This is a genomic window from Paenibacillus sp. FSL R7-0313 (assembly GCF_037969885.1).
In the GTDB taxonomy this organism is placed as follows: domain Bacteria; phylum Bacillota; class Bacilli; order Paenibacillales; family Paenibacillaceae; genus Paenibacillus.
This window is the reverse complement of sequence record NZ_CP150219.1, coordinates 5,458,325-5,478,743: the sequence shown is the minus strand read 5'-3', so window position 1 is coordinate 5,478,743 and position 20,419 is coordinate 5,458,325. Positions and strand designations below refer to the sequence as shown.

Annotated in this window: 20 protein-coding genes; 18 read left to right on the top strand and 2 right to left on the bottom strand. The window is 36.8% G+C overall.

Annotated elements, in window-relative coordinates:
- Positions 1-72: 72 nt before the first annotated feature.
- Both NSQ38_RS23615 and NSQ38_RS23610 read left to right on the top strand, forming a co-directional pair.
- Positions 73-555, top strand: a complete 483-nt coding sequence (locus NSQ38_RS23615) for a tetratricopeptide repeat protein (RefSeq protein WP_091031530.1) — start codon at positions 73-75, stop codon at positions 553-555.
- 32 nt (positions 556-587) lie between these two features.
- Complete coding sequence (locus NSQ38_RS23610; protein WP_339784319.1) at positions 588-785, top strand: hypothetical protein; 198 nt, start codon at positions 588-590, stop codon at positions 783-785.
- Between the two features lie 1,559 nt (positions 786-2,344).
- On the opposite strand, the gene NSQ38_RS23605 is transcribed toward NSQ38_RS23610, so the two are convergent.
- Both NSQ38_RS23605 and NSQ38_RS23600 read right to left on the bottom strand, forming a co-directional pair.
- On the bottom strand, positions 2,345-3,331 hold the full coding sequence (locus NSQ38_RS23605) for a hypothetical protein (RefSeq protein WP_339784316.1): 987 nt from the start codon (positions 3,329-3,331) through the stop codon (positions 2,345-2,347).
- A gap of 20 nt (positions 3,332-3,351) precedes the next feature.
- On the bottom strand, positions 3,352-4,383 hold the full coding sequence (locus tag NSQ38_RS23600) for a hypothetical protein (protein WP_339784315.1): 1,032 nt from the start codon (positions 4,381-4,383) through the stop codon (positions 3,352-3,354).
- A 557-nt stretch (positions 4,384-4,940) separates the two neighbouring features.
- Between NSQ38_RS23600 and NSQ38_RS23595 the strand changes: the two genes are divergently transcribed.
- The 16 genes from NSQ38_RS23595 to NSQ38_RS23520 all read left to right on the top strand — a co-directional run bounded on the left by NSQ38_RS23595 (position 4,941) and on the right by NSQ38_RS23520 (position 20,310).
- On the top strand, positions 4,941-6,302 hold the full coding sequence (locus tag NSQ38_RS23595) for a nucleotide sugar dehydrogenase (RefSeq protein WP_339784313.1): 1,362 nt from the start codon (positions 4,941-4,943) through the stop codon (positions 6,300-6,302).
- Positions 6,303-6,320: 18 nt separating this feature from the next.
- Positions 6,321-6,899, top strand: coding sequence for an adenylyl-sulfate kinase (cysC, locus tag NSQ38_RS23590; protein WP_339784311.1), 579 nt, complete (start codon positions 6,321-6,323; stop codon positions 6,897-6,899).
- A gap of 15 nt (positions 6,900-6,914) precedes the next feature.
- A complete protein-coding gene (locus NSQ38_RS23585) occupies positions 6,915-7,376 on the top strand; it encodes an ATP-binding cassette domain-containing protein (RefSeq protein WP_339784309.1) in 462 nt (153 codons plus the stop codon).
- A gap of 179 nt (positions 7,377-7,555) precedes the next feature.
- Positions 7,556-8,143 carry a polysaccharide deacetylase family protein gene (locus NSQ38_RS23580; RefSeq protein WP_339784307.1) on the top strand — a complete coding sequence of 196 codons (588 nt, stop codon included), beginning with the start codon at positions 7,556-7,558 and terminating at the stop codon, positions 8,141-8,143.
- Positions 8,125-8,943, top strand: a complete 819-nt coding sequence (locus NSQ38_RS23575; RefSeq protein WP_339784305.1) for a glycosyltransferase family 2 protein — start codon at positions 8,125-8,127, stop codon at positions 8,941-8,943. The genes NSQ38_RS23580 and NSQ38_RS23575 overlap by 19 nt, the downstream gene beginning before the upstream one ends.
- Positions 8,944-8,955: 12 nt before the next feature.
- Complete coding sequence (locus NSQ38_RS23570) at positions 8,956-10,005, top strand: Ldh family oxidoreductase (RefSeq protein WP_339784303.1); 1,050 nt, start codon at positions 8,956-8,958, stop codon at positions 10,003-10,005.
- 89 nt (positions 10,006-10,094) lie between these two features.
- Positions 10,095-10,466 carry a VOC family protein gene (locus tag NSQ38_RS23565; protein ID WP_339784301.1) on the top strand — a complete coding sequence of 124 codons (372 nt, stop codon included), beginning with the start codon at positions 10,095-10,097 and terminating at the stop codon, positions 10,464-10,466.
- Between the two features lie 3 nt (positions 10,467-10,469).
- Entirely contained in the window at positions 10,470-11,930 is a 1,461-nt protein-coding gene (locus NSQ38_RS23560) for a class I adenylate-forming enzyme family protein (protein WP_339784299.1), read from the top strand.
- Between the two features lie 16 nt (positions 11,931-11,946).
- The gene (locus tag NSQ38_RS23555; protein WP_339784297.1) at positions 11,947-12,213 is read left to right on the top strand and encodes an acyl carrier protein; all 267 of its coding nucleotides are present in this window, start codon (positions 11,947-11,949) and stop codon (positions 12,211-12,213) included.
- On the top strand, positions 12,213-13,442 hold the full coding sequence (locus NSQ38_RS23550) for a hypothetical protein (protein WP_339784295.1): 1,230 nt from the start codon (positions 12,213-12,215) through the stop codon (positions 13,440-13,442). Before NSQ38_RS23555 ends, NSQ38_RS23550 begins: the two co-directional genes overlap by 1 nt.
- Positions 13,443-13,499: 57 nt before the next feature.
- Positions 13,500-15,236, top strand: coding sequence for an ABC transporter ATP-binding protein (locus NSQ38_RS23545; protein ID WP_339784293.1), 1,737 nt, complete (start codon positions 13,500-13,502; stop codon positions 15,234-15,236).
- The gene (locus NSQ38_RS23540; RefSeq protein ID WP_339784292.1) at positions 15,236-16,963 is read left to right on the top strand and encodes an ABC transporter ATP-binding protein; all 1,728 of its coding nucleotides are present in this window, start codon (positions 15,236-15,238) and stop codon (positions 16,961-16,963) included. The genes NSQ38_RS23545 and NSQ38_RS23540 overlap by 1 nt, the downstream gene beginning before the upstream one ends.
- A gap of 48 nt (positions 16,964-17,011) precedes the next feature.
- Positions 17,012-17,941 (top strand): Gfo/Idh/MocA family oxidoreductase, encoded by a 930-nt coding sequence (locus NSQ38_RS23535; protein ID WP_339784290.1) that lies wholly within the window; start codon positions 17,012-17,014, stop codon positions 17,939-17,941.
- A complete protein-coding gene (locus NSQ38_RS23530) occupies positions 17,941-18,666 on the top strand; it encodes a hypothetical protein (RefSeq protein WP_339784289.1) in 726 nt (241 codons plus the stop codon). Before NSQ38_RS23535 ends, NSQ38_RS23530 begins: the two co-directional genes overlap by 1 nt.
- A 13-nt stretch (positions 18,667-18,679) precedes the next feature.
- The gene (locus tag NSQ38_RS23525; RefSeq protein ID WP_339784288.1) at positions 18,680-19,528 is read left to right on the top strand and encodes a sugar phosphate isomerase/epimerase family protein; all 849 of its coding nucleotides are present in this window, start codon (positions 18,680-18,682) and stop codon (positions 19,526-19,528) included.
- Positions 19,528-20,310, top strand: a complete 783-nt coding sequence (locus NSQ38_RS23520) for a sulfotransferase (protein ID WP_339784286.1) — start codon at positions 19,528-19,530, stop codon at positions 20,308-20,310. Before NSQ38_RS23525 ends, NSQ38_RS23520 begins: the two co-directional genes overlap by 1 nt.
- Positions 20,311-20,419 lie beyond the last annotated feature (109 nt).

Here is a 20,419-nt window from a genome sequence, read left to right as displayed (position 1 = left end):
GTGCTTTTTTGGTATAATAAAACAATTGAATCATATATGTGGAAATTATAATGCAAGATGGGAAGTGACATCATGAGTGATTTGGAACAGGCCGTACGATGGAGACAAGAAGGCAAGGTGCAGGAAGCGATTGAACTTTTGCAAGAGATTACAGTCCAGGAACCCGAGAATGCGAATGTTTGGTATCAGCTGGCTTGGGCACATGATTCGCTTGGATTGGAGCGGGAAGCTGTTCCGTATTATGAGAAGGCACTGAGTCTTGGACTTTCTGGGGAGGACAGAGCAGGTGCAATACTCGGATTAGGCAGTACATACAGAACGCTTGGACAGTACGAGCAGGCGAAAGTTTGGTTTGAAAAAGGGATGAAAGAATTCCCGGCGTACCGGGAATTTGAAGTTTTCTATGCCATGGTGCTCTATAATCTGGGTGAACATGCAGAAGCGATGCAAAGACTGCTCGTGCAACTTGCGGACACATCAAGTGACAAGAGAATCAATGACTATAACAGAGCCATCCGTTACTACGCAGATCAGCTCGATCGGGTGTGGGAATAGATCGAATACACAGAAAAGGGAGAGATGGATGAATGAACTCCAATCAAGATCTGAAACAGGTAAATGAAAGGTTGGATCAAATTGATAAAAAGCTGGATAACCTGGGAGGCAGCCAACAGGGCAAACGCTCACCTGGCGTGCGCTTCCTGATTGGTTTTGGCATCACGATTGCGATTATATCTGTACTGCTGCTGACTCTTGGTGTTATCCAATTTGTTAGTAACGGATAGTGTGCGTTGTCACAATTAGTGATAATATTTTCATGATTTATGATAAAACTTTTTCAAAATTAATGAGAAATGTATGTTTATGCGCGTAAATATGTATGTTTTTGATGGCATTGCACCCTTGAAAAATATTCTGTTGTTAATCTAATGGATCAGAGGAGTATCATCGTGATTGGTGCAGTTCACTCCCTAGGTGATGATAGTATTTTGAACTTGCTGGAGGGATAAAGGATATGTAGTGAGAAGAAAGTAGGATTGTGCAAGGAGTCTTATGATTGATTAGGTAGTACAAAGAGGTCGAGAGAAGCTATCTCGATCTTTTTTTATGGGATTCAATAAAAAAAGGAGGTTTTACGGTTCGCATGGAAAAATTAGTTTCTGGAAAGTGTTTGATTTAGTTGAACAAATCGGATTTAATGAAATCGGACGTCACTTCAGGGTGATATGATGAAAAGTTATTATAATATAGACGGCACCTTAATCCGTATTGCAGTCGGAATACTCGCTAAGTTAAGCATAGAATGCTGCATGAGAATCAAACTTTTCTTAATCATCAACTTCTAAAACCATCGAACCCACCACACCCATTTTATAAGTGAAAGATACTTAACACTTGAATTTTTTTCAATTTAATTAAATGGAGAAGACTTATTAAACAAGTCGAGAGACACTTTCAGTTACCTTCATTTATAATAAACGCGTGGGATCATTCTTACTCCAATCCTCTCTGTGACAAGAGAGAAACTCCTGAATTGCTAGTGGATGCCCATAGATTTATGATCCTAAAAGAATTTATTGAATTCTCAAAGATATTGGTGAAATCGGAAGATACATACAGCCAAAAGAGATTAGCGAAGCTGGATTGGTATAATCTACTGAGATTCGCCCGGTGGTACGCCAAGAAGAGACAACGCAGGAGATGGATGAATTCAATATCTGAGGTCAAGTATATAACCAAAATGTATGGACTAAAAACGTTATTGTGATCTGCATGCCCATGAAAGACGAACATCGGAAAGCCGTATGAGGGAAAACCTCACGTACGGTTTGATGAGGAGGGGCTGGGTTTTCCCCAGCCTTTTACTCTAGAGAAACCAAGTTCTTGTCACAAGCTAAGGACAAGAACTTGGTTCCAATGCCGAAAAGGACAAGAACAATGTGTCATTTCGGAGTAGATTGTTATCTAAGTATTATCATGACAGAACTTATGTGGCCAGATAAAAGTAAAATTCGTAAAGAGCCAATTTTTATATGAATGGTGTTTAGTAAGTATGGAGGTCATGCTAGCATGCAGGGGATATCTGGGAACTTCTGGTTTGTTAATATACAATTTCCTATCCAGGTTTATCACCCTTTTAACTATGTTTTATTGATACATAAAATGAATAATTTCGTTGTAAAAAGCGAAGAAGTTATTAAAAGTGAAGTGAATAGGATTATGGGCGTGGTGATAAGGGAGTAATATAGAAGTATTTGATTAGAGATTAATTTAGGTACAAAAACAAAAAATCACGAAAATACCTCTACGAATTTGTTGAGAGCAAGTATCCATTTTCCTGAAATTATTGTATTTTACCAAGTATGTTGTATATAACTTCTTTTTCCTTGTTAATATTACTTTTTAAAATTTCGATAATTTGTTCGCACAAAGTATTTTTTTTAGATATGTTGTACTTAATAACTAAATTTCTTAACATCAAATACCGTGATTCTAGCTCTTTGTAGCTACTGATTAACTCGAGTCCATTCGGGATTAATGACAATTGGTACATATACTCTAAACGTAGGGTCATCATTTTTTTGTGTTCCCAAAACAGATGGAATGCTCTTTTATCAAAACGAAAACTAGATGGATCGGAGTTAACGGCAGATTTTATAGTTAAATTTAATGCATCTATTCCAAATATTGACTTTTCTTTAAATGACATATCAATTGTAGGTTTGGAGTAAACGTAATTCTCTAATGTTGAGGCTACCTGCTGTAAATTAAATTTGTACTCATGCTCCTCTTTTATACCCAATAAATGGACGTTATGAAAAAATTCATTGTCAGAGTTCATAGCATTATAGCCTTCATTTAATTCGCTAAATGAGCATTCGGCATGGATATATTTCCCTTCCTGTATATTATCCGCTACATGAAAGGTACCCTTTTCTAAGTCGTACCCGAAAATAAATATTTCATGCCAATTGTGATTTTTTTGATAGGCTTTTGAAGCCGATATATAGTAGCGATCAACATATAGATACACATAACGCGACTCGTTAATCGCATCAATAATAAACTCATGTAAAGAAGTCCATTTATTCTTTAAAATTGTTTCAGGAATTACATGATGATTGATCCATGGGCATTGATCGAAAATCTGATGATGATTGTCAAAAAAATATGTATGCCAATCATAGACATAACGAATCTGGATAAAGTTATTATATAACCAGGGTGAGATATTGATATTATCTCTGCCAATAATGGATAGCACACTAGCATATACATTGAAAGTATTTATCAATGGATTATTATTCATGAATAACTTTTTTGAAGACATGTATCCTCGCTCCTTTGTAGTTAATGATAGAACTCCTGTTCAGCAGAAAAATTAAAATTAAAGTTGTGAATTAGCGAATAGAAGAGTATGTGATATTCCCGTTCTAATTTAGATATCCTGTGTAGAATAATTCTAGAGTTATCGATTAACTTCTTGCCGTAATTGCGGGTATAAATGGCTTTAATTGATAATGCTCGGAGCAACAACCAATCATCAAGTACCTGATCCATTTTTTTGATTATGCTGTTTTTGATTGAATTACTATCATTATTTAAATTAAGAAGTTTGAGAAGTCTGTACCTTTCAGAGCATTTTCTATAAATTGTACTACTTAGAGTTTCAATTAAATCCTCATGTTTAAGTGCAAAAGGGTAGATATCGGCTAATTGAAGGATGTTTGAGATAGAATCAAACAATTCGGATTCCAACAATAACAAGTTACTTACAAAATTTTGAATGACCTTTTCATTTATATTGCTTGAATGTGAATGCTTCAAAACATATTGTGTAATGGAGTTATCAGTGATGGCTTCGTTTTCTGTAAAATATTCTAAGAATTCAGTAAAAGGAACACAATACTCGGTATACTCTGAGATATCATCAACAATATAGATATTATCTCTTGAAGGATCGTAACCATGAACTAACACAGGATGAAGTCCGTGTTTTTTACCAAAATAAAACTCCCGCCCATTTTGATAAAATAAATCAATTTTAATTCTGATCGGGTTACCATCAAGGATACATGATGTAATTTGTTCGCGCAGAGCATCTATCATAATAGGTTGTGAATTAGTCTTTATCCCTAACTCCTCAAGTAATTCTTCTTTCTTATTAAATTCAGTAACTTCATATTTGAATTTGTCTGTACTGTCTATTCTATAAATACTGATAGGATTACATAATATGGATAATGTGTTTTTTTGATAATATTCACCGAGTGTTAGTAATGCATTGTAACTGCAATTAAAGTAAGGAAAGTTATAGTCAGGATACATTTTTTTCATTCCATCGAACGCTTTAAAACCTACTAATTTAACAGTTTTGTCCATATAGTTGCTCCTTATAATATTCGAAATATTAAACTCTTTCTTGTATGAAAATGTTGATCAATACTTGATCAATACATAGTTTTTTTTGAAAACGTTGGGATATTTCAAGAAAACATTTTAGAATAATGTCGATTATTTTTGATGTAATATTGTAATTTTGCATTAGACTCATAATAACCCCATTCTCAATTTAGTCAATATTTTGAATTAATTTAAAATATTTTATTTTTATAGTAAGTTGCAAAAATCACATGTTTTTTTATTTTTGACAAATTTCCCCTTACTTCGACATAAGGAATGCTATATGCTACAACATGTAACCGCCTTCATCACTTAACATAATAGAGAAAATTTGTAATATTGGGGAGTCTAGTACGATTACGATATGTACTTGAAAATTAAGTAAGAAGACTACCGATATATAAGCGCGATTTATGGAAAAATTGTATTAAATTATGTTGATATAAGGTGGCGAAGCTATTGTAATGTACAGATTTTAAGTGTTTTAATTCTGCCTTAATACTTTATCGCATTAACGGAGAGGGGCGTCACAGGGGTTGAGTGATAATACAACACAAGCTTTATTAGAGGATATGAGTTCGGTTGCACATGAATTAACCAACAAAATTAAAACGAAAAATGCAAAAATAGCAATAATTGGAGCTGGATACATCGGGCTTACGCTTGCTGTACAACTTTCTAAGGCTGGATTCATTGTATGGGGTCTAGAAGATGATCAAAAGAGAGTTGAAATGATCCAATTGGGAATTAGCTATATTGAAGACGTATCCACTGATGAACTTTCTGGTTTAGTTAGAGAAAAGAGGATCATTGGAACATCTGATTTTCAAGTTTTAAAAGATGCAGACATAGTGATTATCTGTGTCCCAACACCATTATCAATTAATAAAGAACCGGATATTTCAATTATTCGGAGTGTCACGGAGAAGATTGCTGGCTCTCTACACTCTGGACAATTAGTTATATTGGAGAGCACTACATATCCGGGGACAACGGACGAGGTGATTTTGCCTTGCTTGGAAAGAACGGGTTTCCGTGTAGGGGTTGATTATTTTTTAGCACACTCGCCAGAACGAGTTGATTTTGGAAATATAAATTACACACGTTCGAATGTCCCTAAAGTTGTTGGTGGAAGCACATCAGTTTGCACGAAAATAGCACAAGTATTTTTTGAATCAGTGGCACTAGTTGTCCCAGTATCATCTGCACTTGTTGCAGAAATGGTAAAGGTATATGAGAACACTTATAGGATGGTCAACATTGGCTTGGTAAATGAAATTACTTTGCTATGTGATCGAATGGGTATCAATGTTTGGGAAATGCTCGAAGCTGCATTCACTAAACCTTATGGATTGCAAGAGTTCTATCCTGGTCCAGGGATAGGGGGTCACTGTATTCCGATAGATCCTCACTATTTAGCGTGGAAGGCCAAGGAATACGATTTTCCCGTAAAATTTGTAGAATTAGCTAGCGATGTGAATTCTAGAATGCCTTATTTCGTTATCGATAAGACGATTAAAGCCTTGAATAATAGCGGTAAACCGTTACGTGATTCTCGCGTATTAGTTCTAGGAGTGGCGTACAAAAAAAATATTGCAGATTACCGAGAGTCTTCTTCATTAAAAATAATAGAATTGCTCCATAGTGGAGGAGCTTCAGTGATGTATCATGATCCAAACATAGCAAGTGTTCAATTCGATCACAGGTCTGGTATAGACAAGCTTTATTCTGTTAAATTGACCGAAAACATTCTGAGAAATTTAGATGCAGTTGTCATTGTTACAGATCATAGCTTTATAGATTATGACAACGTTGTTAAATATGCCCCCATAATCATAGATACTCGAAATGCAACGAAAAATGTAATGGAGAATAGGGAGAAAATTATACTCCTTTAAATATTGGAGGGATATTAAATGTCACAACGCGGGGTGACAGTTTGGTTTACTGGTCTTTCCGGTGCAGGAAAAACTACGATTGCTTCATATGTTACTGGAATACTACAAGAACGAGGAATTGCAGTTGAAACACTGGATGGAGACGTTGTTCGCAATTCGTTATGCAAAGACTTGGGGTTCTCCAAAGAGGATAGAATCAAAAATATTGAGCGAATCTCATTTGTCGCTAAACTATTAACTAAAAATCAAATTGTTACGCTAGCTTCATTTATTTCTCCTTATAACAACATGAGAGAAATGGCTCGCCAAGAGATTGGGGAATTTATCGAAGTTTTCGTCGATGCACCACTCTCAGAGTTAATTAAACGGGATGTAAAAGGTCTCTATAAAAAGGCAATTGCAGGTGAAATTAAATCTTTTACTGGAGTTAATGATCCTTATGAGCGTCCTAATAATGCTGATTTGGTACTAAGAACAGATTTAGAAACAGTTGAGCAATGTGCAGTGAAAGTCGTGGCATTACTGGAACAACGTCATTATATAACTTTTCAAGATGTCCACACAGAAGCAAAACACAGTACCAGTTTATTATCCTAATTTGGAGGGATATAAGTGTTACTTGCGAGAGATATCGTAGTTTCATACGGCAAGAAAGGTGGAGAAGTGGTTGTACTGAGAGCTCTAAACCTTGATGTTTCAGCAGGCAAGGTAATAGGAATTGAAGGTGATTCTAAATCCGGTAAGTCAACTCTTGCGTCTGTATTAGTAGGAGATTTGCAACCAAAGTATGGAGAGGTACAGAAAGGTAAACTGAAAAGCATATTGATAAACGGTACTAAACGTACTTCCAATATGTCTCCGCTGCTTATCGCCCTTGAACAGAGAAATCTTGGCTTACTTATCATTGACGATGCAGAGACTTCTATTAATAGGGAAAACATATCATTGGTTCTCAATCAAAAGTTATTTGCAAATCGAATAACAATTCTACTCTCATCCAATTTGGAGATCTATAAAGACTGTCTTGATACTACTTTTCGGCTTGAGAGTGGACGATTAGTTCTTAAGAAATGAGCATTAGTTAATGGAGGAGTTGTTTTCACATTTTTGATCCAAGTATTGGTTCAGCGCCTGGTTGGCCACTTGTTTTATATTACCATCACATTCATCCGAAAATTGACCATTATACATCACTAACACCTGATCAATTTGCTCGTTCACTTGAGATTGTTCTGAATGAAGTCGGAGGAAGTGTGGATCCAAAGATTGTATCCAATGAGTGCGATAAATGGTTACCCAAAGAACCGTCTGTTCTCATAACTTTTGATGATGGATATAAGGATAATATCGAATATGCAGTACCAATATTGGAGCAATTCGGAGTAAAGGCAATGTTCTTTGTTATTACCAATAATATGGAGTTAAATGCTGAAGACTGTAACCATTCGGACGCTTCACATCTTTTTATGAATTGGAGAAACCTTGTTGAAATAGAAACCGCTGGACATGTGCTTGGTGCGCATACCTTATCCCATCCGAGAATGCATGAGATTTCAATACAAACTTCTCAATGGCAGATGGAAGAGTCCATAAACAAAGTAAAAGAGCACTGCACTAATCCCGAAAATCCAATACATTTTGCATACCCCTATGGATTCATCCCTCAACAAGTATTGAATTTTCCAAAAGGATGTTTTGCTTACGGGACAGTCAAAGCGCCTCCAAATCCCTGGAATGAAGTACCATTTAATATACGTCGTACGTACTTACCAACAGGACAAATGAATATCTGGCCAGCAATGGCTAAAAGTTGGAGGGAACAATGGTTCGAATTACGGTGATAATTCCGACTCAGGATCGTCCTCAAGATCTGCATCGGTGTATTAAAGGAATTCAAGATAATGATTTAAAGTTACTCCATGAAATTATTGTGGTTGATGACGGCTCAGAAACAGCAATTGCTCCGTTAGTTGAGAGTTTTAACTTACCGATTAGGGTTATTCGTAACGAAGAACCAAAGGGAGCCGCCATCTGTCGTAACATTGCCGGAATGTTAGTTGAGTCTAACGTAATCGCATTTTTGGATGATGACGCTGTCCCAACAGCGGACTGGCTATCCGTGATTGAAAGAGAGCTTCTCCAAAATAGAGGAGGAATTACAGGAAGAGTATTACGTTTTGATAGTGGTATCGTATCTGCTGCACGTCAAGCAAGGTACGATATGAGATATTTGAGTGTTTCACGTGAGCAACCTGTCCAGTTTTTTTCTGGTGGTAATTCTGCTGTATGGACTACATTGTTTAAAAAAGTAAATGGTTTTAATTCGTTGGGAAGTGGTGGAGATAATAACTTTGTTATAGATATCGAAAATCAGGGTTATAAAATTCATTTCATTCCAGAATTAATTATTCTACACCGCAATAGCAAAGGTTTGATGAAGGCTATAATTGAAGCCTACAATTCAGGGAAGTTTCATCCCAAGCAAGTCAGTCTACGAGATTCAGTGCGAAATCTAGCGGCAGTGAAACAGAGTGCAATTGGAAAGACTTTTTGGATAGCATCTTTAAACTGGAGTTTAAATGCCATTCATCTTCTTGGAAGAATCCAAAAACGTGAGATACAGCTTAAAAATATGAAATGAGGAATCATTCTTATGAATACAAAAACCATGTGCATTGAAGAATTAACGGAACTTGTCGTATCTGCACTTATCGCTTCAGGTATTGAGAAGGATGAGTCAGGTATTGTAGCAAACGTATTGATTAATGCAAATTTAATGGGGATGGATTCCCATGGTGTAGATCTACTGCCAACCTACCTGCGTAGAATTGAACAAGGAGGTATTCTTAAAAATCCCCAAAAACAGGTGATCTTTGAAACATCGTTCATGAAAATTATAGATGCTGATGGTGGTATCGGACCAGTCACAGCTTGTGAGGCTGCAACAGAGGCCATAAATCAAGCAAATGAGAATGGTATATCGATTGTTATGGTTAGAAATAGCAATCATATTGGAATGCTAGGGTATTATACTAGGATGATTGCGAGTAAGAACCAAGTAGGGATTGTTCTAACAAATTCTGGGCCCAACGTTGCTGCTTGGGGAGGGAAAGAAGCTGTTCTTGGGAATAATGCTCTATCAGTTGCTTTACCGAATGATGGAGGTATTCCGTTTGTGCTGGATATGGCTACCGGAGAGGTGGCTTGTGGAAAAATTAGAGATTTAGCTGAGAAGGGAATTAATGAGATGCCTAAGACTTGGGCACTTAATGCAGCAGGACAACCTGCTTCTCATCCACAAGAGTTTATCGATGGGGGAGTTGTACTTCCTTTCGGTGGTCATAAAGGGTTTGGTATTGGAATGGTCGTAGATTTACTTACAGGGGTTTTAAGTGGTGGTTCGTATTCCGTGAATGTAAAGCGTCAGAGAGCACATGCTGATAAGATTTCTGAATCTTGTCATACCTTTATTGCGTTGGATGTTTCCAAGATTGCTCCTTTGGAAGAGTTCAATGGAAGAGTCCAAGATTGGCTAGAAAGCATTAAGAACAGTTTGAAGGCTGATGGGGTGGAAGAGATACTGATACCTGGAGAAAAAGAGAAAAAAGCAATGGAGGACAGGAAAGATGGTATTCCGATAGCAATGGGCACGTACAATAAATTAAAGTTAATTAATGACCAGTTACAGCTTAGCCTGATATAGCCTGGAATTGGACTTGTAAGTAAACATATAGAGTAGCTACTGTCAGAATAAAGCGTGTATTTATTTAACTAATACGAGGAGGATCTACTATGAATTATAATTTTGTTGGAATTGATCATGTACAACTTGCAGCATCTGAACAATGTGAGGATCAAGCTCGTCAATTCTTTGGGGAAGTCCTAGGTATGCAGGAGATTGAAAAGCCAGTAAATTTACAGAAGCGTGGAGGGGTTTGGTTTCAATGTGGTCAACATCAATTGCATATTGGAGTACAAGAAAGTTTTGTTCCTGCTAAAAAGGCTCACCCTGCCTTTCACGTTAAAAATGTATTGGAGTTAAAAGAACATATAGAGCGTTCTGGGATAAAGACTAAAGATGATGAGCCACTTGAAGGAGCAATTAGATTTTATGTAAATGATCCATTTGGAAATCGGTTGGAATTTTTAGAATGGTTAATCTAAGTTATGAAAGACTGGACAGTCCCAACAACAATTCACGAATCCATCCTACTTGTTGCAGATAAGTATCGTGATAAAAAGGCCATTATTACCTTAAATAAATCCGTAACATATCAAGAATTGGTTAACCGAGCAAGGGATTTAGCCAAACGGTTCACTAGACCATTGCGCGTTGGTATCTGTATAAAAGATCCAATACAATTCGCAATAGTCTATTTAGGATCCTTGATAGGCGGAGGGCAAAATTTATTGTTGTCAGCAAGTTCATCACAATCTGAAGTTATTACCATGTTGGAGGAAGCAGATTGTGATGTGTTATTTACCGATAGGACAGATCTTACCAACCTTTTTGGGAAAATCTTTGTTTATTCTATTGAGCAGGGTAATTTTGATCTTCTGCAATCGGATCAACAATTAATAACAAACGACAACACAGCAGTCATGATTCCAACGTCGGGAAGTATCTCAAAACCCAAAATAGTAGAGTTATCCCATAAAGCATTGATCTGGAACGCAATGACTCACAATGAACACTTAGATATGGAGAATGATGATATTGCGCTTGTTATTCTACCTCTAACCTCAAGTTTTGCACATACAACACAATTTTTAGCACAGCTTTTAATTGGAGGAACGTGTGTAATACACAATGGCGTTTTATTCCCGCGGGATATCTATCAGACTATTCATAATTACCAGATCACTAGTATGGGTTGTGTATCTACTCACCTTAAGTTGTTTGTACAAAATCCACCTTCTCCTGATGATGTGAAAACGCTTAAGCTTATGGTTTGTGCTGGAGCCCCTACAGACATAGAGACAATCAGCCAAGCAAGAGAGATGTTTAAACATACGGATATTTTAAGAGCATATGGACTAACAGAGGCAGGACCTAGGGTCTCATGTGGACTGAAAAACCAGATCGTGTCTAATGATTCATCAGGGGTTCCACTTAAGGGTGTACAAATTAAGGTGATGCGAGAAGAAAACGAAGGAACAGAATGTCTATTGTTCGAACCAGGAGAGATATGGGTTAATAGTCCATCCCTATATAATGGATATTATGAAAAAGGAAAAAAACAAAAACCTAAAGAAGAGTGGTTGAAAACGGGGGATATCGGATATATTGATGCCGAGAATCAACTCTTTATTATAGGAAGATCCAAAAATATTATTATAGTTGGTGGTATGAATGTATACCCTGAAGAGGTGGAAGAAGTACTTTGTCGTTTTCCTGATATCTCAGATGCCTATGTTTATGGAACAGAGGATTCATTGACAGGTGAACAGGTAGTCGCAGAGGTTGTAGTACGTTTAGGTGAAGTTAAGTTGTCTAATATTCGTAAATTTTGTTCAGATTATCTTTCAAAATATAAGATTCCGAAGTCTGTTAATGTAGTGGACTCAATCAAGAGAACAGAAAACGGAAAAGTTCAACGTGGTTCAAGAGTAAATTCTAATTCATAGAAGAGGGGTACTGAGAATGAGTGACTTTGAGCTGGAAGTACGTAACAAACTGAAAGAAATTGTAGGAGGTCTTACAACGGTAGATGTGTCTGAAATTAATGACAATGTCGATTTAATTCAAGATGCTGGCTTAAACTCAATTGATATGATTCAGTTAATCGTTATTGTAGAACAACGGTTTCAAATAGAGATTCCAGCTGAAGATATGATTATAAGTAACTTTCAAATTTATGGGAAGGTTGTTGAATATATTCTTGAGAAAGTAAAAGGAGGGGAAGTATAGTGGATGAAAAAAAAATCGTAGATCTGTTGCAATATGCAGAGAATCATACGGAGTACTATTCAAAGCTGTTTTCAAATAATGGAATTAACACTCGTGATATCAATGAATTTACAAAAATCCCTTTCTTGTCGAAAGCTGGTATCCAAGTCAATGAGAAAGAGATCATTTCAGATGAATATGATATTAATTCTCTTTTATTAGAAAGAACGAGTGGATCGTCAGGAATTCCTTTAAACTGTAGGTATGATAAAAATGAAAGAATCAGAAGATCGTTAGCTCTTTGGGGAGAACGAAAAAAGAATTCTTCTGATATTATGGGGAAGAAAATGGCAGTTTTTCATGCAGGTAATCGCAGGCATGCAAATTCCGCTCGTAATGGATTGATTGCGCGTGACGGTAACACACTCTACATTAACTATTTAAATGTTGGTGACACTTACGTTGAGAAAATCTATGACGCTTTAATCGAATTCCGCCCGTATATGATACGCTGCCAACCTTCGATTTTATTTGAACTGGTTACATATTGTAAAAGAAATAATAAGAGTACTATGGATATTCAAGCACAATACATCGAGCTAGGGAGTGAGTATTTGTTTGAGTATATACGAGATGAAATCATTGAGGCATTTCCTGGTGCAGTTGTAGCCAATAATTATGGTACCCAAGAATTTTTTTGTGTAGCATACTCTTGTCCAAACCATAATCTTCATATTGTTTCTGAACAACTACATGTTGAGACTGTGAATGAAGATGAAGAAGGATATGGAGAGATTATTATTACAAGTCTTCATAACTACGCTATGCCATTTATACGTTACAAAATTGGAGATATCGGAAAAATTGAAACGAAACGATGCAGTTGTGGGAGGAAAGAACCTGTTCTTCAGTTAAAAAGCGGGAGAACATCAGAATTTTTTATGTATGGATCGAATAAAGTACACGCGCACATTTTTAAAAATTGTATTGAAAGTTTTAACGTCCTGAAACTGAAGACATTTATTAAGCAATTCCAAGTGATACAGCTAAAAGAACACCATTTCGAGTTTAAAATTGTAAGTGATTATACCTCTTTTCAAGAAGAACTTCGCACACATATAAAATCATTCTTTCTAGATAAGCTTGGGATTGAGCTTGAAATTACAGTGAGTCTGCAGAAACAATTAACTATTGATGAGAAAAGTAATAAATTGAAAGTATACAATTTTTTACAATACGACAAGGTATAATTTATTGTTAAGGTGACCATTCTATGGTCTCCTTTTTCAGGAGGGGGGAATCATTCTTTGAAGGAACGCCCGATTCGTAATTTTTACTCTGTATGCTTTTTGGAATGGTTTACTCTAGCCATTTGTGTACTTTTTATGATCGCTAAGGTCTTTGTAGGGATTTCAGAGGCCTACGTTATTCAGCAGATGATTGACCTCACCTTAGGTGGGCAAATAAGTGCAATTTTCGATTTTATGATATATGTAATTCTATTTATTGTAATCGCTATATTTGTAGAGTACATGGAAGTTACGTTTAGTGGTAGATTTTCAGTTCAAACACTGAAGAAATTAAGGATTTATATTGCTAAACAAATTTCCGGCATGCCCATTTCGTATGCTGAAAGATTTGATTCAGGTAAGGTCTCATCAGTAATTACAAATAACTTACAAGTTGTGAGTAATTATTTAAGCTCTACATTCATCAATTTATCAAGAACTCTAATTCTCTCAATAGGTTTTGCTATTTATTTGTTGGTGCTTGATTGGAAGCTCTTTTTAATCAGTATCTCCATTACCCCAATTATCCTTTTGATAACCAGAATATTTAAAAATTCTACACAGTCTTTGAGCAAAAAAGAGCAAGAAATTGTGTCTAAGTCAAACACAATCGTTTTAGATAGTATACGTGCCAGAGAAATTGTTAAATCGTATAATCTGGAAAATCATTGGTTTAAGAAGTATGCAAGCTACATTGATAGAGCACTTGAAAAGAAAATCATATTTGAAAGAAGAAAATCTTGGATGGGAGCAATGAATTATTTCGTTGATTTTATTCCTATGTTAATCTGCATAAGTTATGGAGGGTTTCTCACCTCACAAGGTTCTATGAGTGCCGGAGAACTGTTAGCTTTTTTACAAATACTGAGAAGATTAACTGGATTTCTGGGTACTCTTCCTGAAATGATAATTGATACTTACAGTATGCAAGGGGCATGTCAACGTTTACTTGAAGTTGTCAATCAAACTAAAGAGAGAACTTCCGGTGATCGTGATTTGAAAGAAACAGAAGACAATTTAATTTCTGCTAGTCGGCTTACCTTTGGATATGATGCTCAAATAAGGTTAAATGAATTGTCTCTCCAGATTGAAAAAGGTGAGAAAATTGCTTTGGTAGGCGAAAGTGGGAGTGGTAAGAGTACATTAGCTAAGTTGCTTTGTGGATTTTACGATGATTACATGGGGTCTCTAAAAGTAATGGGGCGCGATCTAAAGCAATGGAATTTAGAGTCATTAAGAAGTCGTGTTGCATACATTTCTCAGGACGCGTATTTGTTTTCAGGCACAATTTTAGAAAATATCGCATGTGGGAAACCTGATGCTTCACTTAAAGACATCATGGAAGCATGCAAATTATCCAATGCTCATGATTTTATTATGAGTCTTCCAGAGGGTTACAACACGTATTTATCTGAATCCGGAAACGGGCTATCGGGAGGCCAGAAACAGCGGATTTGTATTGCAAGAGCTCTCTTAAAGGATTCTGATATCATTATTATGGATGAGTCAACCTCAGCCTTAGACTCCGAGAATGAAAGACAAATTTTTCATAATATTCTCACCAAGCTTGAAGGCAAGAGTGTCATTATTATTTCGCATCGATTTTCATCTATTACATATGTGAACTCCATATTCGTACTTCAAAACGGACATCTGGTGGAAAAAGGGTCTCATGAAGAACTCATTCTGCAAAGAGGAGTTTATTATCATTTATTTGAAAAACAATCCATTCAATTAAAGAGGGTTATACAGTAATGGAACAAAAAAATCGAAGTGTATTCTCTCAGTTATATGCATTTATGAAACCTAGAATTGGCTGGTACTTAATTGGTCTATTTGGATTAAGTATGACTCACGCAATTGTACCTGTTATCTTGGCTTTCGGGATGAAGTTCGTAATCGATTTCTCGGTCAATGGCCAAAGCAATTTGCTCCGTACCAGCGTGTATATACTCGGTTCGGGTATGATATTGCTCGTAACTATGTACGTATTTTTCAGTTATACCTTTCGAACAAGTATTAGAAGGACTATGACTGATGTGAAGAAAAAAATCTTTCGACAAATACAACTGGTGCCCGTCGACCATTTTGATAAGATCCACAGCGGGGACGCACTTTCTATTCTAAATTATGATCAGTATTTAATGGAGATGGTATATGGAGGGCACTTACGTAATGTAATTACATCTGTCATGACCGGTATGTATTCTGCTATTTTCATGATGATTCTTGATTGGAGAATTAGCGTTTTCTTAATTATCTTTGCATTACTCGCTACAGCTGTGAACTCTAAGTTTGCACGTATTGGGAAAAAGATCGCCAAAGAACAATCGGAAAACAATGCTGTGCTTGCAAAAGTAATGTTAGAGGTTTTCCATGGTCTGTCAGTATTTAAATTCTATTCTAACTTTATTTATCCGAAGTTTGAGAAGACAAACAGTGTTTTAGTCAACTTGGGTATGAAGGCAACTCATGAAGGAGCAAAACAACAACAATTTAATACACTTATTCATTGGTTAAATTTCACGACCCTATTGTTTATTAGTGCTTATATGGTAGTGAACAATCTTACTTCTCTCGGTAATGTAGTTGCTATCATGCAACTATATGCTGGTGTAAGTATTATGTTTAACACCTTAGGCAGGTTAATCGTGCAGCTCCAGAATAGTATTGTTGGCACAGAAAGAGTTCTAAAAATGCTTTCGATTCAAATTGAAGGAGAAGAACAAGTATCAAGATCGGAAAGACAATCAGAAGAGCTAACTGAATGTATCATTAATTTTAGAAGTGTAACTTTTAGCTATGGTGATAAAAAAATCTTAGACAATGTGAATGCATCTATCTCTAGAAATCAAAGTATAGCTTTGGTGGGAACAAGTGGTTCTGGAAAAAGCACTTTAGCCAAATTGTTGATGCGTTTCTACGATACAGATTCCGGAGATATTTTATTATTCGGAAAATCTATAAGTCAATATAATCATAAAGATTTAAGAGATTTAATTGCATATGTGCCTCAAGATACTTACCTATTTAATACCACTATAAGAGAGAACATACGAATGGGATGTCTAAATGCTACCGATCAAGAGATTATTGAGGCTGCAAAGCTTTCCCAAATTCATGATTACATCACTACCTTGCCAGATCAATATGATACTAAGGTAGGAGAGAAGGGGATAAGACTTTCTGGTGGACAACGCCAAAGGGTCGGAATCGCAAGAGCTATTCTAAAACCTTCTCCCATCTTTGTACTGGACGAAGCAACTTCAGCATTAGATTCAGAAAATGAATCGAAAATTCAGGATATCATTCAAACCCTATCACAAAGTAGAACAGTAATCATTATTGCTCATCGTCTTTCTACAATTGTTCAGTCCGATAAAATTATTGTTATGGAACGAGGGCAAGTAGTGGAGGAGGGTACACATGAGGAATTGATAAGCCAAATGGGTAGCTACCGTCAGCTGTATTTAGTTGGTTAGGGATTGAATATTAAAATTCGTTTTAATTATAAAGGAGGTCTTTAAGATATGGCGGTAAATATAGCTATTGTTGGCTATGGGTCTGCAGGACGTCAACATGCAAAGACTCTATTGGATATGGATCATGTTTCACTTTATGGTATTTACGAAAAAAATTCGATGGTCGATACAGATAGTGTCTATCGATTCACCTCGTGGGAGGAGTTACTGTCCAATCCTGATGTAAACGCTATAGCATTGTGTCTCCCACCTGGCGGAAGAGCGAATATGGCATTTGAGGCATTGGAAGCAGGAAAGTCAGTCCTTCTTGAAAAACCACCATGTACGACGGAAAAAGAACTTGATCAGTTACTGAAAGCTGCAAACGATGCACATCAAACCATCGGAATCATGTTCCAGCATAGATATCGTCTTCCTGAGGAAGCATTTAACGTTAAGTGGGATCACCAAACAACAGCTATTTTGGAAGTTTCGCGGCCGCGTGTTATAAATAGATACTTCAATGACTGGAGACAAGATCCTACTTTATCTTTTGGCGGGATTACAGCTCATCTTGGAATACATTATTTAGATTTAGCTTGCCAAATGCTTGGAGAACCTACTTCGTTTCACCAAGCAGGAACAAGAGAATTTTCTCCTGGCATTGATTTACGCACGGTAGGAACAATTGAATTTTCCACTGGAGCCGCAATGTCATTTGTGGTTACATGCGAGGCAGAAGCGCGTAAAGAGCGCTTGTCCTTGTATGGACCGGATATACGTCTAACTATCGAAGATGGAAGGTCTACCGTAGAATCCAAAGGTGATCTAAGACAGTATCCTGTCCACTCTACGCATGAGATGCGAAAACAACTTTATATGGATTTTGCCTCTTCTATAAAAAATAAAGTACAACCGGAACGCTGTCATTTACAAGGTGGGCGTGGAGTTACACGTTTATTAGAACAAATCGCGATGAATGGAGGCATACGTATTTAATGTCACTACGAATCGGTTTATCCTCTGGTAGTATGCCGGATCTTACTGCAAAAGAGTTAATTCAGAAATTAAGTGAGACTGGTTGCAATACGGTCGATCTAAGGGTGGGAAAAGGGCATAGATGGGAAGAAGAGGGTCTTACTCCCTTGCGGCAATCCGGTATTGACATTGCTTTTATTGGTATAAGTTTAACACTTGGCGATGACAGATTTGATAAAGAAACTCTTATCAAATCAATAGCTCCTTATGCTGATATTCCTCTAAAAGTTTTTTCAAAACCCGGATGTACTACAACCCAACAGATCGAATCAACATATGAGCAAGTGCAAGTGTTAGCAAGCATTGCAGGAGGGAAGGATAGGATCTGGGTCGAGACTCACAAAGGAAACTGTGGTGTAGATGAACTTGTTCGAATAAGTGAATTGCTTGGCACCCGCATATTGTTGGATACTTTGGGATTTGCATGTATTTCTGAGGATCCTCTCAAAGCTATGAAGAGCCTTATGCAATTCATTTCTGGGGTGCAAACTAAAGGATTTAATTGGGATAAACCATTTGAAAGTATGCACGTTCCACTTTCCGAGACTGACATAAATAAAACTTATCTCATATTGCAGATGCTGGTGGATACTAATTGTTCAGTTACAGTTGAAACTAGGTCAGGAAGTGCACCGGAGGATATCAAGATTTTGCAGTCACTCTTAGCATTAAAATCTGAATATTAAGGGGAGATCAACAATGAAACTAGCTATTATTGGTGATGAAATAGATCAAGATTTGCATCGAGTAATTCATGCAGTTCAGGAGAATACATTCCATGGTATTGAAGTGCGTTCCGTCTGGAATACACGTCCGGACCAATTAAGTAATGAACAATTAGAGCTGATCCGTGATTCCGTTCGTTCTGCAGGACTAAATATAGCTGGCTTTGATTCCCCTTGTTTTAAAGTAGAATTCCCGACGACAGATAAACTATTGGAGAGTTCTCGAAAAACTTTGGCAAAAGCTATCGACCAGGCTCGTTTGTTAGATTCCGGTTTTGTTAGGGTATTCACATTTTATCGAGAAGGAGAAGCACAACCCAAGCTAGCTGCAAGAGCTGTAAAACAAATTGTTGATGGGCTTGTTCCAGATGATATTCAAATTTATGTGGAGACTGGTATGCGAACGAATACACCCACAATAAAGCATATGCTTGATTTTCTAGATGAGGTCGCTGATAACCGATTAGGTATTGTTTGGGATCCTGGAAATTCGGTATTTTCCGGACAACACTTGAATCCGTTTCCAGAAGATTATACCTTGGGGAAAGAGTTCATTAAACACATACATATTAAAGATCCGCAAGGTCAGAGTCAATACGTCAGATTTGGTGATGGTGATGTCCCATGGCGGGATATCATTCAAACATTGAAGAACGATGATTATCAAGGCTATGTCTCTCTAGAAACTCATTGGAGAAAAGGACGGGTGCTTGACCAGAAACAACGGGACAATCCATGGTTTGATTCTTTTTCTATGGATGGGTATGAAGCTTCAGTAGAATGTATGCAGCGACTGCTATCTTATATCAATGAGGTGTCCTAATGAAAAAAAATAATGAAAATCCTATAATTTTGCTTGGTTTTCAGAGATCTGGGACTACGGTGTTTGCGCATAAGTTAAGCGAAGCGTTTGATGTAGATAATGGGTTGTTTAGTGTAAATGGAAAATTGATGTATTATTTACAGCGATGGCTCACTATGAAGGATATTGATTATCGTCACTTACGTGTGGATGAAATATTATTTTCATTGAAACGACGTGTCCCTGGTGGAATCGGTATAGAACGATATTTATACCAGGTTGAGAAAGTGTTGCGAGAAGTTGCGATCGATGTTGCCGAGGGATATCAAGGCAATGAACTTGAGTTAGGAAGGAGAATTGTTTCCGAAAGCTATAAAGGTTTTACAAGATGGGGAGATAAATACAATGAATATCTTCAGATATTTTCTTATCTTAACAACGTAGTACCTGACGCCAAATATATTCTGATGTTTCGAGATCCATATGATGTTGCTTCATCTGTAATCGAGTGGGAAGGAGATCGCCCATGGCGTCCTCTTTCCGTTCCTGGAAATCTAACAAAGTGGGTGTCGTGGCATTCCGAAGCGATTGAGCAGATTACTGCTTTATCTAAGGAACGTTACCTTGTTGTTGAATATCAGCGCCTCTGTGAAGGCATTGAAAATGATCGGCTTTCTAATTTTATTGGAATTGAGATAGCGCCATATTTAAAAGAACTTGTTCCACGCCGTAAAAGAGTGGAACACCCTCGTCTAACCGAGGAAGTAAAGGAAGTTTGGGATAAACTCCAACGTATAAATTAGTCTGCAATAAGTACTTACAAGCATCACGCATCACCTCTTGCTATATCTACAAATTTTTAGGTGATTACTAATCCGTATTAAACCATTATATACAAATATGGGGAATTTG

Bases quoted from the DNA above. Each gene is read 5' to 3' on its own strand.
- NSQ38_RS23570 (WP_339784303.1), top strand. From the start codon at position 8,956: ATGAATACAAAAACCATGTGCATTGAAGAATTAACGGAACTTGTCGTA.
- NSQ38_RS23520 (WP_339784286.1), top strand. From the start codon at position 19,528: ATGAAAAAAAATAATGAAAATCCTATAATTTTGCTTGGTTTTCAGAGA.
- NSQ38_RS23540 (WP_339784292.1), top strand. From the start codon at position 15,236: ATGGAACAAAAAAATCGAAGTGTATTCTCTCAGTTATATGCATTTATG.
- NSQ38_RS23535 (WP_339784290.1), top strand. From the start codon at position 17,012: ATGGCGGTAAATATAGCTATTGTTGGCTATGGGTCTGCAGGACGTCAA.
- NSQ38_RS23615 (WP_091031530.1), top strand. From the start codon at position 73: ATGAGTGATTTGGAACAGGCCGTACGATGGAGACAAGAAGGCAAGGTG.
- NSQ38_RS23530 (WP_339784289.1), top strand. From the start codon at position 17,941: ATGTCACTACGAATCGGTTTATCCTCTGGTAGTATGCCGGATCTTACT.
- NSQ38_RS23610 (WP_339784319.1), top strand. From the start codon at position 588: ATGAACTCCAATCAAGATCTGAAACAGGTAAATGAAAGGTTGGATCAA.
- NSQ38_RS23565 (WP_339784301.1), top strand. From the start codon at position 10,095: ATGAATTATAATTTTGTTGGAATTGATCATGTACAACTTGCAGCATCT.
- NSQ38_RS23555 (WP_339784297.1), top strand. From the start codon at position 11,947: ATGAGTGACTTTGAGCTGGAAGTACGTAACAAACTGAAAGAAATTGTA.
- cysC (WP_339784311.1), top strand. From the start codon at position 6,321: ATGTCACAACGCGGGGTGACAGTTTGGTTTACTGGTCTTTCCGGTGCA.
- NSQ38_RS23600 (WP_339784315.1), bottom strand. From the start codon at position 4,383: ATGGACAAAACTGTTAAATTAGTAGGTTTTAAAGCGTTCGATGGAATG.
- NSQ38_RS23525 (WP_339784288.1), top strand. From the start codon at position 18,680: ATGAAACTAGCTATTATTGGTGATGAAATAGATCAAGATTTGCATCGA.
- NSQ38_RS23605 (WP_339784316.1), bottom strand. From the start codon at position 3,331: ATGTCTTCAAAAAAGTTATTCATGAATAATAATCCATTGATAAATACT.
- NSQ38_RS23575 (WP_339784305.1), top strand. From the start codon at position 8,125: ATGGTTCGAATTACGGTGATAATTCCGACTCAGGATCGTCCTCAAGAT.
- NSQ38_RS23560 (WP_339784299.1), top strand. From the start codon at position 10,470: ATGAAAGACTGGACAGTCCCAACAACAATTCACGAATCCATCCTACTT.